Source organism: uncultured Photobacterium sp. (assembly GCF_947039875.1).
Classification (GTDB): Bacteria; Pseudomonadota; Gammaproteobacteria; order Enterobacterales; family Vibrionaceae; genus Photobacterium.
The window spans coordinates 1-19,824 of record NZ_CAMRAN010000062.1 but is presented as its reverse complement, the minus strand read 5'-3'; the positions used below and the strand labels follow the sequence as shown (position 1 = coordinate 19,824).

16 protein-coding genes are annotated in these 19,824 nt (G+C 39.8%); 7 read left to right on the top strand and 9 right to left on the bottom strand.

Features of this window, described 5'->3' with window-relative positions; all coding sequences use genetic code 11:
* Both Q0V26_RS16305 and trxA read right to left on the bottom strand, forming a co-directional pair.
* On the bottom strand, nucleotides 1-311 hold a 311-nt coding region (locus Q0V26_RS16305; protein ID WP_297483799.1), incomplete at its 3' end, for a Rho termination factor N-terminal domain-containing protein.
* Nucleotides 312-508: 197 nt separating this feature from the next.
* Nucleotides 509-835, bottom strand: a complete 327-nt coding sequence (gene trxA / locus Q0V26_RS16300) for a thioredoxin TrxA (RefSeq protein ID WP_036789189.1) — start codon at nucleotides 833-835, stop codon at nucleotides 509-511.
* A gap of 112 nt (nucleotides 836-947) precedes the next feature.
* Here trxA and rhlB point away from each other — a divergent pair, with 112 nt between their 5' ends.
* Together rhlB and gppA are read left to right on the top strand one after the other, a co-directional pair.
* Entirely contained in the window at nucleotides 948-2,258 is a 1,311-nt protein-coding gene (gene rhlB / locus Q0V26_RS16295) for an ATP-dependent RNA helicase RhlB (RefSeq protein WP_297483795.1), read from the top strand.
* A 19-nt stretch (nucleotides 2,259-2,277) separates the two neighbouring features.
* Nucleotides 2,278-3,768: a guanosine-5'-triphosphate,3'-diphosphate diphosphatase gene (gppA, locus tag Q0V26_RS16290; RefSeq protein ID WP_297483793.1), complete on the top strand. Its 1,491-nt coding sequence runs from the start codon at nucleotides 2,278-2,280 to the stop codon at nucleotides 3,766-3,768.
* A 106-nt stretch (nucleotides 3,769-3,874) separates the two neighbouring features.
* On the opposite strand, the gene prlC is transcribed toward gppA, so the two are convergent.
* Nucleotides 3,875-5,917, bottom strand: coding sequence for an oligopeptidase A (gene prlC / locus Q0V26_RS16285; protein ID WP_297483791.1), 2,043 nt, complete (start codon nucleotides 5,915-5,917; stop codon nucleotides 3,875-3,877).
* 212 nt (nucleotides 5,918-6,129) lie between these two features.
* Between prlC and Q0V26_RS16280 the strand changes: the two genes are divergently transcribed.
* The 3 genes from Q0V26_RS16280 (at nucleotide 6,130) to Q0V26_RS16270 (ending at nucleotide 10,276) form a co-directional block, all read left to right on the top strand.
* The gene (locus Q0V26_RS16280; RefSeq protein WP_297483789.1) at nucleotides 6,130-6,969 is read left to right on the top strand and encodes a 23S rRNA (adenine(2030)-N(6))-methyltransferase RlmJ; all 840 of its coding nucleotides are present in this window, start codon (nucleotides 6,130-6,132) and stop codon (nucleotides 6,967-6,969) included.
* A 196-nt stretch (nucleotides 6,970-7,165) separates the two neighbouring features.
* Nucleotides 7,166-8,521 carry a glutathione-disulfide reductase gene (gene gorA, locus Q0V26_RS16275; protein WP_107277156.1) on the top strand — a complete coding sequence of 452 codons (1,356 nt, stop codon included), beginning with the start codon at nucleotides 7,166-7,168 and terminating at the stop codon, nucleotides 8,519-8,521.
* Between the two features lie 309 nt (nucleotides 8,522-8,830).
* On the top strand, nucleotides 8,831-10,276 hold the full coding sequence (locus Q0V26_RS16270) for an EAL domain-containing protein (RefSeq protein ID WP_297483786.1): 1,446 nt from the start codon (nucleotides 8,831-8,833) through the stop codon (nucleotides 10,274-10,276).
* A 98-nt stretch (nucleotides 10,277-10,374) separates the two neighbouring features.
* Here Q0V26_RS16270 and Q0V26_RS16265 read toward each other — a convergent pair whose 3' ends face one another.
* Nucleotides 10,375-10,962: a hypothetical protein gene (locus tag Q0V26_RS16265; protein WP_297483784.1), complete on the bottom strand. Its 588-nt coding sequence runs from the start codon at nucleotides 10,960-10,962 to the stop codon at nucleotides 10,375-10,377.
* A 212-nt stretch (nucleotides 10,963-11,174) separates the two neighbouring features.
* Complete coding sequence (locus Q0V26_RS16260; protein WP_297483782.1) at nucleotides 11,175-11,567, bottom strand: hypothetical protein; 393 nt, start codon at nucleotides 11,565-11,567, stop codon at nucleotides 11,175-11,177.
* A 531-nt stretch (nucleotides 11,568-12,098) separates the two neighbouring features.
* Here Q0V26_RS16260 and Q0V26_RS16255 point away from each other — a divergent pair.
* Nucleotides 12,099-13,463 (top strand): YjiH family protein, encoded by a 1,365-nt coding sequence (locus Q0V26_RS16255; protein WP_297483780.1) that lies wholly within the window; start codon nucleotides 12,099-12,101, stop codon nucleotides 13,461-13,463.
* 78 nt (nucleotides 13,464-13,541) lie between these two features.
* On the opposite strand, the gene Q0V26_RS16250 is transcribed toward Q0V26_RS16255, so the two are convergent.
* The 4 genes from Q0V26_RS16250 to Q0V26_RS16235 all read right to left on the bottom strand — a co-directional run bounded on the left by Q0V26_RS16250 (nucleotide 13,542) and on the right by Q0V26_RS16235 (nucleotide 18,903).
* Complete coding sequence (locus tag Q0V26_RS16250) at nucleotides 13,542-14,483, bottom strand: ABC transporter permease (protein ID WP_297483778.1); 942 nt, start codon at nucleotides 14,481-14,483, stop codon at nucleotides 13,542-13,544.
* A 3-nt stretch (nucleotides 14,484-14,486) separates the two neighbouring features.
* The gene (locus tag Q0V26_RS16245; protein WP_080159284.1) at nucleotides 14,487-15,464 is read right to left on the bottom strand and encodes an ABC transporter permease; all 978 of its coding nucleotides are present in this window, start codon (nucleotides 15,462-15,464) and stop codon (nucleotides 14,487-14,489) included.
* A 92-nt stretch (nucleotides 15,465-15,556) separates the two neighbouring features.
* Nucleotides 15,557-17,116 carry an ABC transporter substrate-binding protein gene (locus tag Q0V26_RS16240; RefSeq protein ID WP_297483775.1) on the bottom strand — a complete coding sequence of 520 codons (1,560 nt, stop codon included), beginning with the start codon at nucleotides 17,114-17,116 and terminating at the stop codon, nucleotides 15,557-15,559.
* Nucleotides 17,117-17,184: 68 nt separating this feature from the next.
* On the bottom strand, nucleotides 17,185-18,903 hold the full coding sequence (locus Q0V26_RS16235) for an ABC transporter ATP-binding protein (protein ID WP_297483773.1): 1,719 nt from the start codon (nucleotides 18,901-18,903) through the stop codon (nucleotides 17,185-17,187).
* A gap of 677 nt (nucleotides 18,904-19,580) precedes the next feature.
* Between Q0V26_RS16235 and Q0V26_RS16230 the strand changes: the two genes are divergently transcribed.
* The coding region (locus Q0V26_RS16230; RefSeq protein WP_297483771.1) for a hypothetical protein at nucleotides 19,581-19,824 on the top strand (244 nt) is incomplete at its 3' end.

The window sequence follows — 19,824 nt, the reverse complement described above, 5'->3', positions numbered from 1 at the left end:
GGTGGACGAATCTTTCCGGCAATGGTGTCGCCAGTACGAAGGTTAAAACGACGAATTTGGCTTGGTGATACATAAATATCATCAGGGCCTGCAAGGTAAGAACTGTCTGCGCTACGCAGAAAGCCGAAGCCGTCTTGCAAAATCTCTAGAACACCGTCGCCAAAAATATCCTCACCACTTTTAGCATGTTGCTTAAGAATGGAGAAGATGATGTCCTGCTTACGTAGGCGGGCCAGGTTTTCCAATCCTAAACTTTCGCTAAGTGATACCAACTTAGGAATAGGTTGGCTCTTGAGTTCTGTAAGATTCATAGTGGTGGGTTTCTTGTCTGTCAAAATCGGGGTTCTATATTAGTTGAGATAAGGATGACCAATAGGGCCTGGTCAAGAAATGAACGGAAATGTAATTTCTGAGCGTTACGTTAACACTAAACGTTCTATCAGTCTAGCATAGTCGCTAGACAAACCATGCACAACTTAGAAATTGTGCATGGTTGGTATTATATCACTTATAAGTTCGCATCAAGGAACTCTTTCAGCTGCGTTTTTGACAACGCACCGACTTTAGTTGCTGCAACTGCACCATCTTTAAACAATAATAACGTTGGAATACCACGAATACCAAATTTTGGCGGTGTCGCCGCATTTTGGTCGATATTTAATTTACCAATCGTTAGTTTACCTTCATATTCATCAGCGATTTCGTCAAGAATAGGGGCAATCATTTTACATGGTCCACACCATTCAGCCCAGAAATCAACCAACACCGGGCCCGCAGCATTGACAACATCAGTATCAAAACTTTCATCGGTAAGCTGCACAATCTTATCGCTCATCTTCCACTCCAACAGTGATTTTGTTAGCTGATATTGAATTAACCAGCAAATCGTTATCCTATTTGAATGGAATACGTTTCGTATTGCAACCCTAAGCTGATATTCTATAGCAATGAAGACGACACATATCACAGAGCAGAAATTTGCCGAACTAGGGTTAAACCCCCTAGTGCTAAAAGGATTGGAAGAAAAAGGGTTTCATAATTGTACCCCAATTCAAGCCTTGGCATTGCCAGTTGTGCTCACTGGCCATGATATCGCGGGACAGGCTCAAACAGGTACGGGTAAGACCCTTGCCTTTCTGACCGCTACTTTTAACCATCTATTGGAGACACCTGCACCAGCAGAGCGTAAAACCAATCAACCGCGAGCGATCATTATGGCGCCAACGCGTGAGTTGGCGATCCAAATTTTCAATGATGCTTCATCGCTACTTGCAAGCACCGGCCTTAAAGCAGGCCTCGCTTACGGCGGTGAACCTTATGAAAAACAAAAACAAGTGTTTGACGAAGGCGTTGATATTCTAATCGGTACTTGTGGCCGCATTATCGACTTTTACAAGCAACGTGTTATCGACCTTGCCAGCATTCAAGTGGTGGTATTGGATGAAGCTGATCGTATGTTCGATTTAGGTTTTATTAAAGATATCCGTTTCTTGTTCCGCCGCATGCCAGAACCAAAAGCGCGTTTAAACATGCTGTTCTCAGCAACGTTATCATACCGCGTTAAAGAACTTGCATTTGAGCACATGAATAGCCCAGAAAGTGTTGTGGTTGAACCTGCACAAAAAACAGGTCATCGCATTCAAGAAGAGCTGTTCTATCCATCAAATCAAGAAAAAATGCGTTTATTACAAACGTTAATTGAAGAAGAATGGCCTGATCGTGCGATTATTTTCGCTAACACTAAACATCGTTGTGAAGATGTTTGGGGTCATTTAGCTGCTGATGGCCATCGCGTAGGCCTACTTAATGGTGATGTACCACAGAAAAAACGTGAACGTATTCTAGAAGAATTCACTAAAGGTGATATTGATATCCTAGTAGCAACAGATGTCGCTGCTCGTGGTTTACATATTCCAATGGTTACCCACGTATTTAACTATGATCTACCTGATGACGCTGAAGATTATGTTCATCGTATTGGTCGTACAGGTCGTGCGGGTGAAAGTGGCCACTCAATTAGCTTTGCTTGTGAAGAATACGCAATTAACTTGCCAGCGATTGAGACTTATATTGAGCATGGTATTCCACAATCAAAGTATGACTCTGAAGCACTTTTAGATGATTTACCTGCGCCAATTCGCTTACAGCGGACACCTCGCCAAGGTGGTCGTCGCAATAACCAACGTCAAGGTCAAGGCCAGGGGCAATCTCGTCAGCGTAATAATCGCCGTCGTCCGCCACAAAACAAACCAGCATAAAATAAGTTAAAGTATCTCTATGGAAAGAAATTCAGTATCACCGCTTTATGCCGCGATTGATTTAGGCTCGAACAGCTTTCATATGTGGGTTGTTCGTGAAGTCAATGGTAGTGTGCAAACACTGGCTAAAATTAAACGAAAAGTACGTTTAGCTGCAGGTTTGAATCATCAAAACGAACTCAGCCAAGAAGCCATTCAACGGGGTCTTGACTGTTTGGCAATATTTGCCGAACGTTTGCAGGATATTAAACCTGATCATATTCGTATTGTCGGTACTGCCGCCTTGCGTACAGCGGTCAATGCTAACGAATTTCTTTCCCAAGCTCACAGTATACTTGGGTATCCTGTAAGCGTGATTGCGGGCGAAGAAGAAGCACGTATTATCTATCAAGGGGTAGCGCATACCTCTGGGGGCAGCGATAAACGCCTGGTGGTCGATATTGGCGGAGCCAGTACCGAAGTCATTATTGGTGAAGGTTTTGATGCCAGTGCACTCACAAGCTTAAAAATTGGTTGTGTTACTTGGCTAGAGCGCTACTTTAAAGATCGCTACCTAACCTCAGTTAACTTTGATGCTGCCATTAACGGCGCAAAAGAAGCGATTGAAACCATTATTGAGCGTTATACTCACCAAGGTTGGGAAACCTGTGTTGGCGCAAGCGGCACCGTACAAGCACTGCAAGAAATAATGCTAGCACAAGGCATGGATGAGATTATCACTCTACCAAAACTTAAGCGCCTTCAACGCCAAGCAATGCAATATGAACGCTTAGAAGACCTTGATATTGAAGGTTTAACGTTAGAGCGCGCTCTGGTTTTTCCAAGTGGGTTATCGATCCTAATTGCGCTATTTGAATCATTACAGATTGAATCAATGACCCTTGCTGGCGGTGCGCTACGTGAAGGGTTAGTGTATGAAATGATGGACCAAATGCGTCATCACGATGTGTGCTCGCGGACGATTAGTAGCATGCAACGACGGTTTCAATTAGATCATACCCATGCCGATAATGTTAGCGATATGGCATTAGCATTATTAGCTCAATGTCCTAACTGGCAATTAGAGCCACCTGCTGAAAATTTACTTCAAGCGGCAGCCAAATTACATGAGATTGGCGCTAGCATTGAATTTAAAAAAAGTGGGGAACATGCAGCTTACTTAATTAAGCACATGGATTTACCTGGCTTTACTCGTGCCCAAAAAAATCTCATTGCTGAACTATTGCGCCGCCATAACGGCCCATTAACCAGTTTACCAGAGCAATATGCGTTATCTGCATCCAGTGCTGCCCGTTTACTACGCTTACTACGCTTAGCGATTATTTTATGTCATCGCCGCGATCAAACTTGTTTACCTCCGTTTAGCTTACGCATGGAAGAGAACAAATTGACGTTACTATTATCGGCAAAATGGCTTATCAATAATCCCTTAACCCGTAGTGAACTTACCCAAGAAGCCACCCGTCAAACTGATATGGGCTGGCCAATGGTAGTAACGGCGCAAGACTAATAACACCTAATAATTAAGTTAAGTGGGCACCCCTCTTAACGCTATGATCAAAAAAGGCTCCCCAAGGAGCCTTTTTTATTTGTTATCGCTTTGTGATAAGCAAATCTTAGCCAGTAATACCACTGTGACGCAACATTGCATCTAATTGTGGCTCACGGCCACGGAAACGCTTAAACAACTCCATCGGCTCTTCACTGCCACCTTTTTCTAAGATACAGGTGAGGAAATCACTGCCTGTTTGAGTATTAAAAATACCTTCTTCTTCAAAACGAGAAAACGCATCAGCCGACAATAACTCTGCCCATAAGTAACTGTAATAACCCGCACTATAGCCACCTGCAAAAATATGACTAAAGCTATGAGGGAATCGACCCCATTCTGGGCTTGGCACAACAGACACTTTATCTTTAACTTCAAATAACGTTGCTAACACTTGAGCGCCAGTTTCAGGATCATAGTTAGTATACAAACTGAAATCGAACAGTCCAAATTCAAGCTGACGTAAAATAAACATCGCTGATTGGAAGTTCTTCGCTGCTAACATTTTATCAAGCATTACTTTTGGTAATGGCTCACCCGTCTCATAATGACCTGAAATAAAGGCTAACGCTTCTTCCTGCCAGCACCAATTTTCAAGGAATTGACTTGGTAATTCAACTGCATCCCATGGCACACCATTAATACCTGACACCGCAGCCACATCAATTTGAGTCAGCATATGGTGAATACCGTGACCCGTTTCATGGAACAAGGTTGTGACTTCGTTATGAGTAAATAGTGCCGGTTGATCGCCCACAGGACGATTAAAGTTACACGTTAAATAAGCTACCGGTGTTTGCAAACTACCATCGATGCAAGTGCGACGAACCATGCACTCATCCATCCATGCACCACCACGTTTATGTTCACGGGCATATAAATCTAAATAGAAGCTACCACGCAACGTGCCTTGAGCATCAAAGATGTCATAGAAGGTCACCGATTCATGCCACACTTCTACTCCATGACGTTGTTTTATTTCAAGCCCAAACACACGGTTTAGCACTTCAAATAACCCCGCCACCACTTTTTGCTCAGGGAAATATGGGCGTAATTCTTCATCAGAAATACTGTAACGATGTTGTTTTAATTTTTCAGAATAAAAAGCAAAATCCCACGGTTCTAATTGCTCAATACCAAATTCATCACGCGCATACTCACGTAACTCAGCCACTTCACGCTCACCTTGTGGCTTAGCGCGATCAGCTAAATCGTTTAAAAAGCCCAGCACTTGATCCGTCGATTGTGCCATCTTGGTTGCCAATGATTTCTCACCGTAACTACTAAAGCCCAATAAACGCGCCATTTCATGACTGAGTTTTAGTTTTTCAGCAATGATGTCAGTATTATCAAACTCACCTGCATTTGGGCCTTGATCAGACGCGCGCGTACTAAATGCTTGATACATTTCAGCACGTAACTCACGATTATTACAGTACGTCATCACCGGTAAATATGATGGAATATCAAGCGTAAATAGATAGCCTTGCTCATCTTTCACTTGTGCATTTGCTTGTGCCGCTTGCAATGCTGATGCAGGTAAACCTTGTAATTGGTCAACATCAGTAATCACTTTGCTCCACGCCATAGTGGCATCGAGTACATTATTACTAAAGGTTGAGGCTAATTCAGACAAACGCTTACTGATCTCACCAAAGCGTTGTTGTTGCTCGGCAGGTAACCCAATACCTGACAGCTCAAAGGCTTTAAGGGCATCTGTTACTGCTTTTTGTTGAGCTTGACTTAAATCAGCGAAATCATCACTGGTTCGAATCATCTTATATGCATCATAAAGGCCTTTATGCTGTCCAACCCACGTCGCATAATCAGATAATAACGGCAGGCAACTTTCATATGCTTGGCGCAATTCAGGGCTATTTTTAACCCCATTAAGATGCCCTACTGGTGACCAAATACGCCCTAGGCGATCATCTAACTCAGCTAATGGGCGACAAATTGTGTCCCATGTTGGCATTTGAAATTGAGACAGTACGGCTTCAACGTTATTTCGACAATCAGTGATCGCTTGTTCAACCGCAGGTTTAATGTGCTCAGGTTTAATATGAGCAAATGGAGGCAAATCAGTCATCGTCAACAATGGGTTAGACATACGTTTTTCCTTTATTTTTATCTTATTATTAACATGCGCCCGCGATAGATAAATTTCAATCCCTTGTTCGGTTTAGCGTCTAAAAAGGCCGAAATAGCGCAGTTGCTCAATCTTGAGAATAGCAAAGGTTGGCACCATAGTTGGATATTGGCGCATAATTGACGATAATAGCGTGAGCACCCCTGCTTTAGATACCGATAGAGACTGATTTCATGCTGAGTTATCGCCACAGCTTTCACGCTGGCAACCACGCAGACGTGGTTAAACACATTGTTCAAAGCTTAATTCTGGATGCACTCAAGCAGAAAGATAAACCGTTCGTGTATCACGATACTCACTCAGGTGTAGGCCGCTATGATCTTCAAGATGAGCGTAGCAAAAAAACCGGTGAGTTTAAGCAAGGTATCGCCCGTATTTGGTCTCGCGATGATATACCTACCGAAATTGCCACGTATATTGATGCCATTAAAGCCATTAATGACACTGACGAATTACGTTATTACCCTGGTTCACCCAAAGTTGCTCGCGCTCAGATTCGCGACCAAGACCGCATGGTATTAACCGAGTTACACCCAAGCGATTTCCCGTTATTGTTACAAGAATTTCGCGGTGATCGTCGCGTTAAAATGTATCAAGAAGATGCTTTTGCTCGTCTAAAAGCGAGTTTACCGCCTAAAGAACGCCGAGGCGTGGTGTTGATTGATCCCCCTTATGAGCTGAAACACGAATACCAAGATGTGGTGAAAGCGATCAAACACAGCCACCAACGTTGGGCAACAGGCACCTATGCTATTTGGTACCCTGTGGTTTACCGTGAAACTATTGATCGCATGATTGACGGCTTGAAAGACTTAAATATTCGTAATATTCTTCAAATTGAGCTGGGTGTAGAACCAGACACAGAAGAACGAGGAATGACAGCTTCAGGCATGATTGTGATTAACCCGCCATGGAAATTAGCCAGTCAAATGGAGCAAATACTGCCATGGTTGCAACAAGCCATTGCACCCAATCATGGTCATCATAAAATCGAATGGATCGTGCCTGAGTAAATTACACTGATAATACTTTGCCTAAAAAACAGCTGCATTGCGGTGTAGCTGTTACATTCCCCACGTGACAATCATCATTTTCGATGGTAAAACATTATATTAATCGATTTTTCCGATTTTAAATCCTCGTCACTCAGCCCAATCTTGATTACACTAGGTGACAGTGAATATTCATAACATCTATTGGAGTAAAGTCATGGCGAAGCATTTTGATTACATCTGTATCGGTGGTGGTAGCGGCGGTATTGCATCAGCAAACCGCGCTGCAATGTATGGTGCTAAGGTTGCAATAATTGAAGCAAAAGCCCTTGGTGGCACCTGCGTTAACGTCGGTTGTGTACCCAAAAAAGTAATGTGGCACGGCGCTCAAATCGCTGAAGCGATCCACCTTTACGCTAAAGACTATGGCTTTAATGTTGATGTGAAAGATTTCAACTGGGCTAAACTGGTTGAAAACCGCGAAGCTTACATCAGCCGCATTCATACTTCATATGACAATGTACTTGGTAATAATAACGTTGAAGTCATCAATGGCTTTGCGACCTTTGTTGATGCTAAAACTATTGCTGTTAACGGTGAACATTACACTGCCGATCATATTTTAATTGCGGTCGGTGGTGAACCAACAATTCCTAATGTACCTGGCGCAGAACACGGTATTGACTCAAACGGTTTCTTTGAACTAACAGCACAACCAAAACGTACTGCAATTGTAGGTGCGGGTTATATCGCAGTTGAGATCGCGGGCGTATTAAGTGCACTCGGCACAGATACCCATCTGTTCGTTCGTAAAGAATCACCACTACGTAGCTTTGATCCAATGATTGTTGATACTTTAGTGGAAGTAATGGCAGCTGAAGGTCCAACCCTTCACACCCATTCAATTCCTAAAGAAGTGGTAAAAGAGGCCGATGGTTCTATCACACTTCATTTTGAAGACGGTAAATCACATAACACCGATTTACTGATTTGGGCGATTGGTCGTCACCCAACCACAGACAAAATCAACCTTCAAGCTGCCGGTGTTGAAACCAACGCTCGTGGTTACATCAAAGTTGATCAATACCAACAAACCAATATTGACGGTATTTACTGTGTTGGCGACATCATGGAAGGCGGTATCGAACTAACCCCAATTGCTGTTAAAGCAGGTCGTCAATTATCTGAGCGTTTGTTTAATAACAAGCCAGAAGCCAAGATGGACTACAAACTGGTACCAACAGTGGTATTTAGCCACCCACCAATTGGTACTATTGGTCTAACAACTCAAGAAGCCATTGATCAATACGGTGAAGACAACGTCAAAGTCTACCAATCAGGCTTTACTGCAATGTACACCGCTGTCACAACTCACCGCCAGCCATGTAAAATGAAGCTTGTCTGTGCTGGTGATGATGAGAAAGTCGTTGGTCTGCATGGCATCGGTTATACCGTTGATGAAATGATTCAAGGTTTTGGTGTAGCGATAAAGATGGGCGCAACTAAAGCTGATTTTGATAGTGTTGTTGCTATCCACCCAACAGGTTCAGAAGAATTTGTTACCATGCGATAGTCAGATCTCTGACAGTATTAAAAAGGTCGAATTATCGGCCTTTTTATTTCATCATGAATATATAACTATTCTTTTATTAGCAAAAATAAGAATAAAAAAACATGAAATATGAAAAAAAATATATCTCATTAAAGGATTAATCAAACAACCCTATTATATTAATTTTTATTATCCCCCCTTAAAAATAAACTTCACTCTATTTGAAATATAATTAAATTATTGTTATTTGAAATTATTGATATATATAATGCACGCACCTATAAACAGATGACACCAATAAGCATTACGATGCACATATAAAAGATAACAATGAAAAAAATATCTTCCTTTTTTATAATTATATTACTAAGTGCTTTATTATCGTTATTAATTAGCCATATGACAATTAGACATATAGAGCAAAAACAAATATGCAACATTATACAACTATTAGATAACGTTATCTATAAACCACAATTACATATTGAACATGAAAGTAATTTAGAGTTAAATAACAAAGAAAAAAATAAACGTTTTTTAGAAGAAATTGAAATAAAGTATCCAGAGATAATGGACATTGCCTATATTTATAATGATAAATATCATTATAATAATAGTGGTATCAATAATCCCATACCTGAATATATCAAACAAATGATCCATAACAACATAAGAGTTAAATTATTTGATGACCCTTATAACAAGAAGAAAACTAATTATATTTTTAAATTTGGAACTGGTTATTATATAATTAACTTCTATTCTGAGTTATTAAAAAATTCAAGCCATAACATAATCACTAACTTTCTTGTCATTGATTCAAACTCAATAATACCTAACGAACGTCTATATTATAGTTTAAAACATAATGCCAAACATCTGCACTCTATTATTATTAGTGGCTTAACAGTTAAAAAGCTTCTAATGATTCTATCTTTTAACTTTATTATCTCACTCTTATTAATAAATATATTGTCATATTTTTTATTATCTTATTTTGATAGTAATAAGGTATTATATAGACGACTAAAAAAAGCAGCTAACAACAGTGAATTTATACCTTACTTTCAATCTATCTATTCAATCAAACAACAAAAATTCATTGCTGCAGAAATCCTATGTCGTTGGAATTATAACGGAAAAATTATACCTCCCACAGAATTCATCGCTAATTTGGAAAAAACAAACGATATAAAGGATATTACTTTAAACTTAATAAAAGAGGCATTTAACACACTAAATAAAGCCAATATAAATAAAGACTTCATGCTAAGCTTTAATTTTACTGTATCAATGCTTCTTGATGATAAATTCATACAAAAAGTTGTCACTTTAATTAAAAACAATCAAAATATAAAAAACAAAATAATAATAGAATTAACAGAAAGTGAAAACAGTTTTATTTATTTAGATAAAATTAATGCTGTAATGAAAAAATTAAAAAAAGAATCTATATTATTATCAATTGATGATGTTGGTACTGGATATTCCAATTTACTTACTATTCAGGAATTACCTTTTGATATAATGAAAATAGATAAATATTTCATATCAGATAGGTTTGCAGTATCAAAAAGTAATATGCTTGAAACACTAGCGACATTAGGAAACTCGTTGAATCTTATTATTGTAGCTGAAGGTATTGAAACAGAGTCAGAATTAAATAAAGTTAACAAATTTAATATTCATTTATATCAAGGTTTTTATTTTTCTACACCATGTGATGCAAAAACATTTATATTAAGAACAAAGTCTGAGCCACATTTATACCAATAGTAAGATTGTATTAAATTAACCTTTTCAAAAAACACCTTTTTATAAAAACACCGCTTAAAAGCGGTGTTTTTTATTTTATCTATACTGAGGATTGCATCTTAATGATGATGTCCATCATCATGGCTATGACCACAACTACAGCTTGGCGCAACTACTGTTTGAATAGGGGTTAAGGTGATTTTTTCTAATAATTCTTCAGTACTAACCGTATTTAATAAATGCATGTTTTCTGCATTGACTGCCACTGGATCTTCAATCGCACGCTGAGTGTTCATTACTTCAATCATTTGTTGAGTAATAGCTTCAGGTAATGATAATTCACGGATCACTTTAAGCTCATTATTACTGGTATCTAACGCCATCATCGATAAGGCTAATGTTGATGTGGTTGGCTGTTGAAAATATTCATTTGGAATCGCTGCAGCATTAAATTGAATATCAAACGCCAATTCTGCTAATTTAAACACAACTAAACAACCGCCATTATCAGTTTTCATACAACCAAATTCTGCGGTAGCTTCTGCCATCATTTGTTGCTCTTCAGCTGTAATGCCAGTTAAACCAATAAAAACGATATTACTCATATCATTACGGAACATCTCAATCACTGCGCCATCACCAGCAACAAACGGGTGTTCATCAATGATCTGACCGACATGAAATTGCTGATTTGAATGTGCTGCCATGGTGTACCTCATCGTTATTTTAGCTCAATCATTTCAGTCTATACGAAATTAACAAGCCGTTATAATATGATCCTATTTTAACCATTACCTTCTGATTAACAATACGATGAAAATCAAAAACACTGTTACCAAATAGTAATGGTTAAACATCGATGTCCATCTAAACAACCCCTAACAATACATTAGGGGTTAAATTTATACTGTTTTTTATTTTATTGTGCCGGAGCAAAATCAGCTGCTGCAGGACGATGTGCAGTATAAATAGCTTCACCGTCACTTTCTGCATCAAAGATAACCGTAACATCAGGGCTAAATAAAATAACGTCGCCAACTTCAGCAACATATTTAGTACCGGCTTCATCACGAACTACAATCTTACCTTTTGTGATCACCTTGTACTCAACAGAATCGTAAAAGTATTCAAATTCAACTCCTGGAGACATGGTGAAATGACCCATCGTTAATGCGTTGCTGTTCGTGGTTACAGCAACCTCGGCCATATCACTTTTTAAGCCTTCAACTTCAAGTAACTTACTTAGATCATTTAATTTAAAAGAGCCTGATTTAATCAGTATAATTCCGGGCTTCGTTGCTAATATTGTCATGGGGAGCGCCTTATTTTTATAGTAAGACCAAAGTCAATGCAGTGATCTTATTGAGTACAGTTAGTCGATCTATTATTGGATTTGAGTGTCACAAAAATGAATGGCGTCGAATCTGAAATTATTAGCTAAATTCAGCCGACTATTTATTTAACTGGGCACCATCTTTAGTGATGCTTTCTGATGGAATGAAGTCTAACTCAACACTTAAAATCAACAATAGCTTAAAAATATAAAGACTATTACCATATAGTAATAATTAACTTAAAATCACATTGAAATATGATAAATAAATCTTTCTCAGATAGTAAACCAGTACCACATACGTAACGTCTAAAAATAGCCACCTCGAATAAAAAACCCAGATAATCGCATAAATAACCAATTTTTTAGTTGCTAACTATTCCATCTATTACATAAAAACGGTAATCTTCGAATTCTTATTTATGGGATAACAATGAATAGTTATTCTCACAAGACCTCGGGGATACCCCCATTAATTCGGCCGTTTCTACCAGTAGGTTATAGACAAATATGCATCAACAAGCAGTAGCACCACCTAAAAATATCAATAATTGGTTAATGTTTATCATTCCATCATTAATTGGCGTGTTTTTATTTATGGCACCGATCAACTTTGATGGTGACATTACGATCCCAATCGCCGTATTAGCCAAAACTATTCAAAGCCATTTTGAAAATTCACTGACATCGATTGTGACAGGCGTGATCAGTTTTACTGCTATCATGTCTATTATTACCAAGCTCTTTAAGCCTGGATTTATCATTCGCAACAGCTTCATCAATGGCTTATTAAACCCCTCTTTAATGTGGTTTATCGTACAGCAGCTTGGCGCTATCTTTGCGGTGATGACTTACTTTAATATTGGCCCGGTAATGTTTCGTAACGATGCTACTGGTGGCTTAGTATTAAATGATTTATTACCAGTCTTATTTTCAGTATTTATTTTTGCGGGCTTACTGTTACCACTATTACTGAATTTTGGTTTATTAGAATTCTTTGGTACATTATTTACTCGTATCATGCGTCCTCTTTTTGGTTTACCTGGCCGTTCATCCGTTAACTGTATTGCTTCATGGTTAGGTGATGGCTCTGTTGGCGTATTACTGACCAGTAAGCAATATGAATCAGGCATGTACACCCAGCGTGAAGCCGCTGTTATTGGGACAACATTCTCAGCAGTATCGATTACTTTCAGCTTAGTGGTCATTGCTCAAGTTAATTTAGAGCATATGTTTGCCCCGTTTTACTTAACTATATGCTTAGCTGGTTTAGTCGCCGCGATTATCGTGCCACGCTTACCACCGTTATCACGTAAGAAAAATATCTATATCAATGGCACCACTGAATCATCACATGATGAAACCGTTCCTGAAGGCCATAACATTTTCTCTTATGGGATTGAGCAAGCACTAAAAAAAGCCGCGGAAGTAAAAAGCTTACCTGCAATTGTTGTTGATGGTATTAAAAACGCTGTTGATATGGTGTTTGGCGTGCTACCTGTTGTAATGGCAATTGGTACAGTGGCATTAGTAATTGCAGAAAACACCCCTATTTTTGATTACTTAGGGATGCCATTTATTCCATTCCTTGAATTGCTGCATATTCCAGAAGCAGAAGCGGCATCAAAAACTATCGTGGTTGGGTTTGCCGATATGTTTTTACCATCAATTTTGGCATCGACCATTCAAAGTGATATGACCCGCTTTATTATTGCGGCAATGTCAGTCACTCAGTTGATTTATATGTCGGAAATTGGCGCATTATTAATTGGTAGTAAAGTGCCTGTCAAAGCATGGGAATTATTTGTGATCTTTATTCTGCGTACTTTAGTCACTCTGCCAGTGATTGCGCTAATGGCACATTTGATTTTCTAAATTGCACTCTTAATCAAGAACAAAAAGGCGACCATGCGGTCGCCTTTATTCATTCACTAACTCGATAACAAACCTAATCTAACCTTTATAAATCTTCGGATTAAACACATCCCGCAACCAATCACCGAGCAAGTTAATCACTAACACTAAGGTAATTAATACTATTCCAGGGAAGGCGGTGATCCACCATGAGCCAGAGAAAATATAGTTAAAGCCAATGCTGATCAGTGAGCCTAATGATGGCTGATCCACTGGCAAACCTAACCCCAAGAATGACAACGCAGCTTCCGACATAATCGCATTTGCGACCTGTACCGTTGAAATCACCAAAATGGGCGATAAGCAGTTGGGTAGAATATGACGAAACATGATTCGTGGTGCGCGAAACCCCATTATTTTTGCCGCTTCAACATATTCTTTATTTTTCTCTGCCAATACCGAGGCACGTACCGTTCGTGCATACTGTGGCCATTCCGCAAAACCGATAATCACTACTAGCATGATCACCGCGTATTGAGCATACGTTTCAGCGCCTAACGCGGTACGGAAAATAGCAGACACAATGATCGCCACCATCATGGTAGAAAACGACAACTGCACATCAGCAACGCGCATTAATAAACTATCAATCCGCCCACCAAAATAACCGGCGGTTAAACCAATGATCACCCCCAGCACTAACTGTAATGCAACAGCCAATAAACCAATTGTCAGAGATAAACGCATACCATATAAAATGGTCGAATAAATATCACGGCCTTGATTATCGGTACCAAGGCTAAAATTAGCATCACCACCTTCCATCCATGCGGGTGGTAATTCAGAATCCATAATATCGATGGTTGATAAATCATAAGGATTTGTCGGTGCAATAAACGGCGCAAATAAAGCCGCGGTGGCAAAGCTTATAAAAATGGCAAAACACACCATCGCCACTTTGTCTTTAAGAAAATAATACACAATATCGGAATTTTTAAAACGCTGCCAACGAGTTGGTGCAACGGTGCTAATACTCTCCATGACTTACGCTCCTTTACCCGTCAAATCGACTGTTGGGTTAACCAACCCGTAAAGCAGGTCAACAATGGTATTGGTGACCACAAAAATGAGTCCTACAAAAATCACATACGCGGTAATAAGTGGAGTATCAACTCGATTAATAGCATCTAAAAATAGCAGCCCGGTTCCCGGCCACTGAAATACACTTTCAGTCAAAATTGTATAAGCAATCATGGTGCCAATTTGCACGCCACCCACGGTTAATACCGGCAACATGGTATTTTTAAGCGCATGTTGGTAGTAAACCTTATTCATCGGCAATCCCTTTGCCTTAGCAAACTTGATGTACTCTGAACTTAATACTTCCAGCATTTCAGAACGCACTAAGCGAATAAACAACGGCAACATAATCGAGGCTAACGCCACACATGGCAGCACTAAATGTTTTAAGCCATCAATAGTAAAGAAACCAGATTCCCAACCCAGATAATTCGCCGTTTCACCACGCCCAAATGAGGGTAACCAACCTAATTCAATTGAGAATACATACATCAACATAATTGCCGTTAAAAACACCGGAATAGAAATACCAATACTACTAAATGCCATAACAGCTTTAGTAAATACACTACGAGGGTGAATAGCGGAATACACACCCAGTGGAATCGAGACTAAAATAATGATCACTGTCGCCCCAAATACGAGTTCAAAAGTAGCGACTAATTTATCTAAAATCACCTCAATTGCAGGGCGCTTAAAAGTATATGACGTCCCTAAATCACCTTGGACGGCATTCCCCAGAAAACGACTATATTTGGTGACAAACGGATCGTTAAGCCCCAAATCATCACGTAATTGTTGCCGTTCAGCTTCTGATACCGACTGCCCGACGAGCTCTCGTAACGGATCGCCAAGGTTATCCTGAATGGCAAATGCCACCAGACTGATCACAAACATCACTATCAGTGCCTGAAACAGGCGTTTGACCAGAAACGAAAACATTCCCTGCCCCTTTTTTAATTTCATCCTGAAAAAATGCCGAAGCAAACCCGCCTCGGCACTCATGCTTAGCTTTATTTACTGCCCATTAATTATTATTTTTCATCGACGACAAGGTCACCAAAATATGGCATTTCCATTGAGTTAACGATCGCGCCGGCATGAACATTATTACGTGCGCCCCAAGCGGTACTCTGCCAATGCAGTGGTACAAATGCCGCATCGTTATAAAGCGTGACCTCAATTTGTTTAAGCATCGCAATTCGCTTAGCAGGATCGGTTTCTACATTGGCTGCTGTCACTAACTTATCCACTTCCGGATTAGAATAGAAACCACAGTTATATTGACCTTTACCTGTTTTCTCATTTCGCGTCATGGTCAAAAATTCAGTTAAATTAGCAGAATCTTCGGTATCAGCATGCCAGCCAATCATCATCATATCGGCAGCACACTTATCAAACTCCGGCCAATATTGCGCTTTAGGCAGCGTTTTCAAATCCACCTTAATGCCAATTTTTGATAACATTGCCGCCGCTGCTTGAGCAATTTTAGCGTCGTTAACATAGCGGTTATTCGGCGCTAGCATGGTAAGCGTAAAACCTTTTTCATATCCCGCTTCTTTCATTAACTGCTTGGCTTTTTTAACATCATAACGAGGCACTAATTCACTATCATGACCTTGATAACCCGCAGGGCTTTGTTGTCCTGCCGCGGTCGCAAATCCCTTCATGATTTTTTTAACAATGCCTTCATTATTAATCGCATGCACAATCGCTTGACGAACACGAATATCTTTTAGGGCTTCATTACTGGTTTGATTCATTTGAAATGAGATCAAACGGGTACCAGGAAGCGTCACTAAATCAACCCCCTCGGCACTTTTAAGACGTTGATGGTCGTTCGGCGCTACATGGTCAATCATATCGACCCCACCAGAAAGTAACGCGGCAACACGGGTCGCATCTTCTTTAATAGGTAACAATGAAATAGTGTCAACATTACCTTTTGAGGCCGTATCCCAATAGCCATCAAAACGAGTAAATTCAACTTTTACCCCTTGCTCACGATCACTAACAATAAATGGCCCAGTGCCCGACATATGGGTTGAAGCAAATGAATTACCGTGTTTAGCCACTTCCGCTTTATCTTTACCGTCTGCGGTCTTACCGCTATAAAACTTACTGTCCATTGGGAAAATGTAGGTCGCAGTTTGAAGGACCAATGGATAAGCGCCTTTAGAGATAATATCAACAGTATAGTCATCGACTTTTTTCATCTCAGAGTAAGGTTCAAAAATAGCTTTAAAATCAGGTGAGGCTTGTAGGCGATTAAAGGTCCAAATCACATCATCAGCCGTCAATGGATTACCAGAATGAAACTTCACCCCTTGGCGTAAGGTGAATCGAAACGTATTAGCATCAATACGTTGCCAACTTTGTGCTAGGCGAGGTTCAAAATCCATTTTCTGAGTAAAACGAACCAATGGATCAAACACCATGTGTGACAACTGTAATGTGCCGCCAGACAATTGCTCATGAGGATCAAGTGAGACCGGATCTGATGCGTAACCGAGCTTTAGATCTGCGGCTGTGACACTAAAACTTAACCCTGCTGCAACCAATGCTAGCGCTAATTTATTCTTGATGGTTTTCATTGCATAACTCCTTTATGCCCAAGCGCCGTCGCTCAGTATTTATTTTATTTATCTCTCATAACAACAAATTAAGCGCGTTGCTGAGGTTTGATTTCCAGTCCTTTAAACTCAGGCATTAATGAAATCAAATGCTGACTATATTGATGTTGTGGTGCAGTAAATAATTGTTCTGTTGGTGCAACTTCCAATAAGGTTCCTTGTTGCATCACGCCAATACGATCACACATTTGACGGATCACGGGTAAATCGTGACTGATAAATAACATCGTCAAATTAAGCTCATCTTGAAGATCTTTTAAGAGGTTTAGAATTTGCGCTTGTACTGAAACATCCAGTGCTGATGTTGGTTCATCGCAAATTAATAATCGAGGTCGAGTGGCTAGGGCGCGCGCAATTGAGATCCGTTGTCGCTGACCACCGGAAAATTCATGGGGATATTTAATGCCAGCTGCTCGGCCAAGGCCAACATAATCTAAAAGGTCATTCACAATTTGTCGTGTTTGCGATTCATTTTTAGTTAACTTATGGAATCGAATTGGCTCTGCAATAATGTCAAAAATACGCATTCTAGGGTTCATTGATGTATAAGGGTTTTGGAATACCATTTGCATTTGACGACGCAGAGGACGACGTTCAGATTCACTTTTTAATGCGGTAAGATCAATACCTTCAAACCGTACCGTGCCACTATTTGGTGGGTATAAACCCGCAATAACTCGCGCAATAGTGGATTTACCCGAACCAGATTCTCCCACTAAACCAAAAGTCTCACCTTCTGCAATATGAAAGCTGACATCATTATTGGCTTGCACATATTCACGGCGGCTTTCAAATAATGAATCTTTAGTAATAAAGCGTAAGTTAACATTTTCAACCTCAAGCAACGCGCCTTGATAAGTCCGTTGATCTTGACTTTGCCCGAGCCAGTGCTGTTTAACATCCAGCGTCGGCGTCTGCTTAACATCTTCGATATACGTCACTAGCGGAAACCGCTTCAACTTAATATCAGAACGCGGTACTGCTGAAATTAAACTTTGGGTATAAGGATGTTGTGGCCGCTGCAATACTTGTTCAGTGGTCCCCATTTCAACTAAGTCACCACGATACATCACAGCAACGCGATCGGTAACATTCGATACCACGCCCATATCATGGGTCACCAACATACAGCCGACATTTTTCTGCACACATAAGTCACGAATCAAGGTTAATATTTGATCTTGAATTGATACATCAAGTGCAGTGGTCGGCTCATCAGCAATAATTAAGTCGGGTTCACCAGCTAACGCGATAGCAATCACGACGCGCTGTCGCATACCACCAGAAAATTGATGAGGATATTGCTTAATTCGCAGCTGAGGCTCAGGAATACCTACCTGTTCCATCAACACTAAAGCTCGCTTGAGTGCATCAGATTGTGACACTTTTAAATTAGTCACAATGGTTTCAGTTAATTGCTGCTCAACCGTGAATAAAGGATTTAATGAGGTCATTGGATCTTGAAATATAAAACCAATTTTTGATCCACGAACTTGGCGCATTTTATCCGCGCTTAAACCTGATATTTTAGCGCCATCTAAAAACACTTCGCCACTAGCAATTTGTCCGGGAGGGCTCAATAAATCAATAACAGCATTTCCCACCGTCGATTTACCCGCGCCAGACTCACCAACAACACCCACAATTTCACCACGCTCAATGGTGAATGACAGTGATTTTACCGCCGCATGCGTACCATGACGCGAGGGGTATTCTATACGCAGGTTTTTTACTTCTAATAATGCCATTATCAGACTCCACTACTGGCAGCATCCTGCCTATCTGAATAATTGATTCCTTTCCATGCCAATACTATTGTCTGATTGCATGCCTTACTTCAATTTGTCAAAAATATTACAAAAAAGCAACAACACAAAGTAAAAAACTATCATCATTTATATATTTCGCATATTTACCCTATATAAACGCATATATAAACAATAGAGAACTAAACAATAAATTAACCATAACCCACTGAATAGCAACCAACATGGCTCTATCGTCAACATAATAATCCAAACAATCATAACCATTAAAAAATACATTTATGAATAAACTTTCAAGAACAACAAAAAATTAAATTAACATTAATTAAACAAAGTATCGCTTTCATTAGAATAACTAGCGACAATAACCATTAAAAATATAAATATCAGTGGATATATCCATTACAACGAACGGTTGCAAAATTTACGCCACCCACCTACGTAGCATATTCGCCCTGTTTTCTTATCATTTGATAAAATGAGCAATACACAATCCAAATAACTACTATTCAAATCCTGCTAACCTCACAGAGTTGTTGGTCATTTTGAGCTAATAAAAACACAAACATCCCGATTTTTTAATGATGCTCAAATCCAATATCAGGAGCCCTCACCCTCTGACCAGCTATTTTCTCAAAACTCAGAGATGCGCTACCAAATTGCATTCTTTACCATTTTCTACAGACGAAAAAAAACCTGAATATTTCGATTCAGGTTTCTTAATAGTGGTCGGTGAAGAGCTAGATTCTAATATCAGTGAACCCCCGACCCTCTGCATTTCTACACAAAAATCAGCAATACTTTTCTTAATGGTGGTCGGTGAAGAGCTAGGTTCTAATATCAGTGAACCCCGACCCTCTGCATTTCTACACGAAAATAAGCAATACTTTTCTGCAGACGAAA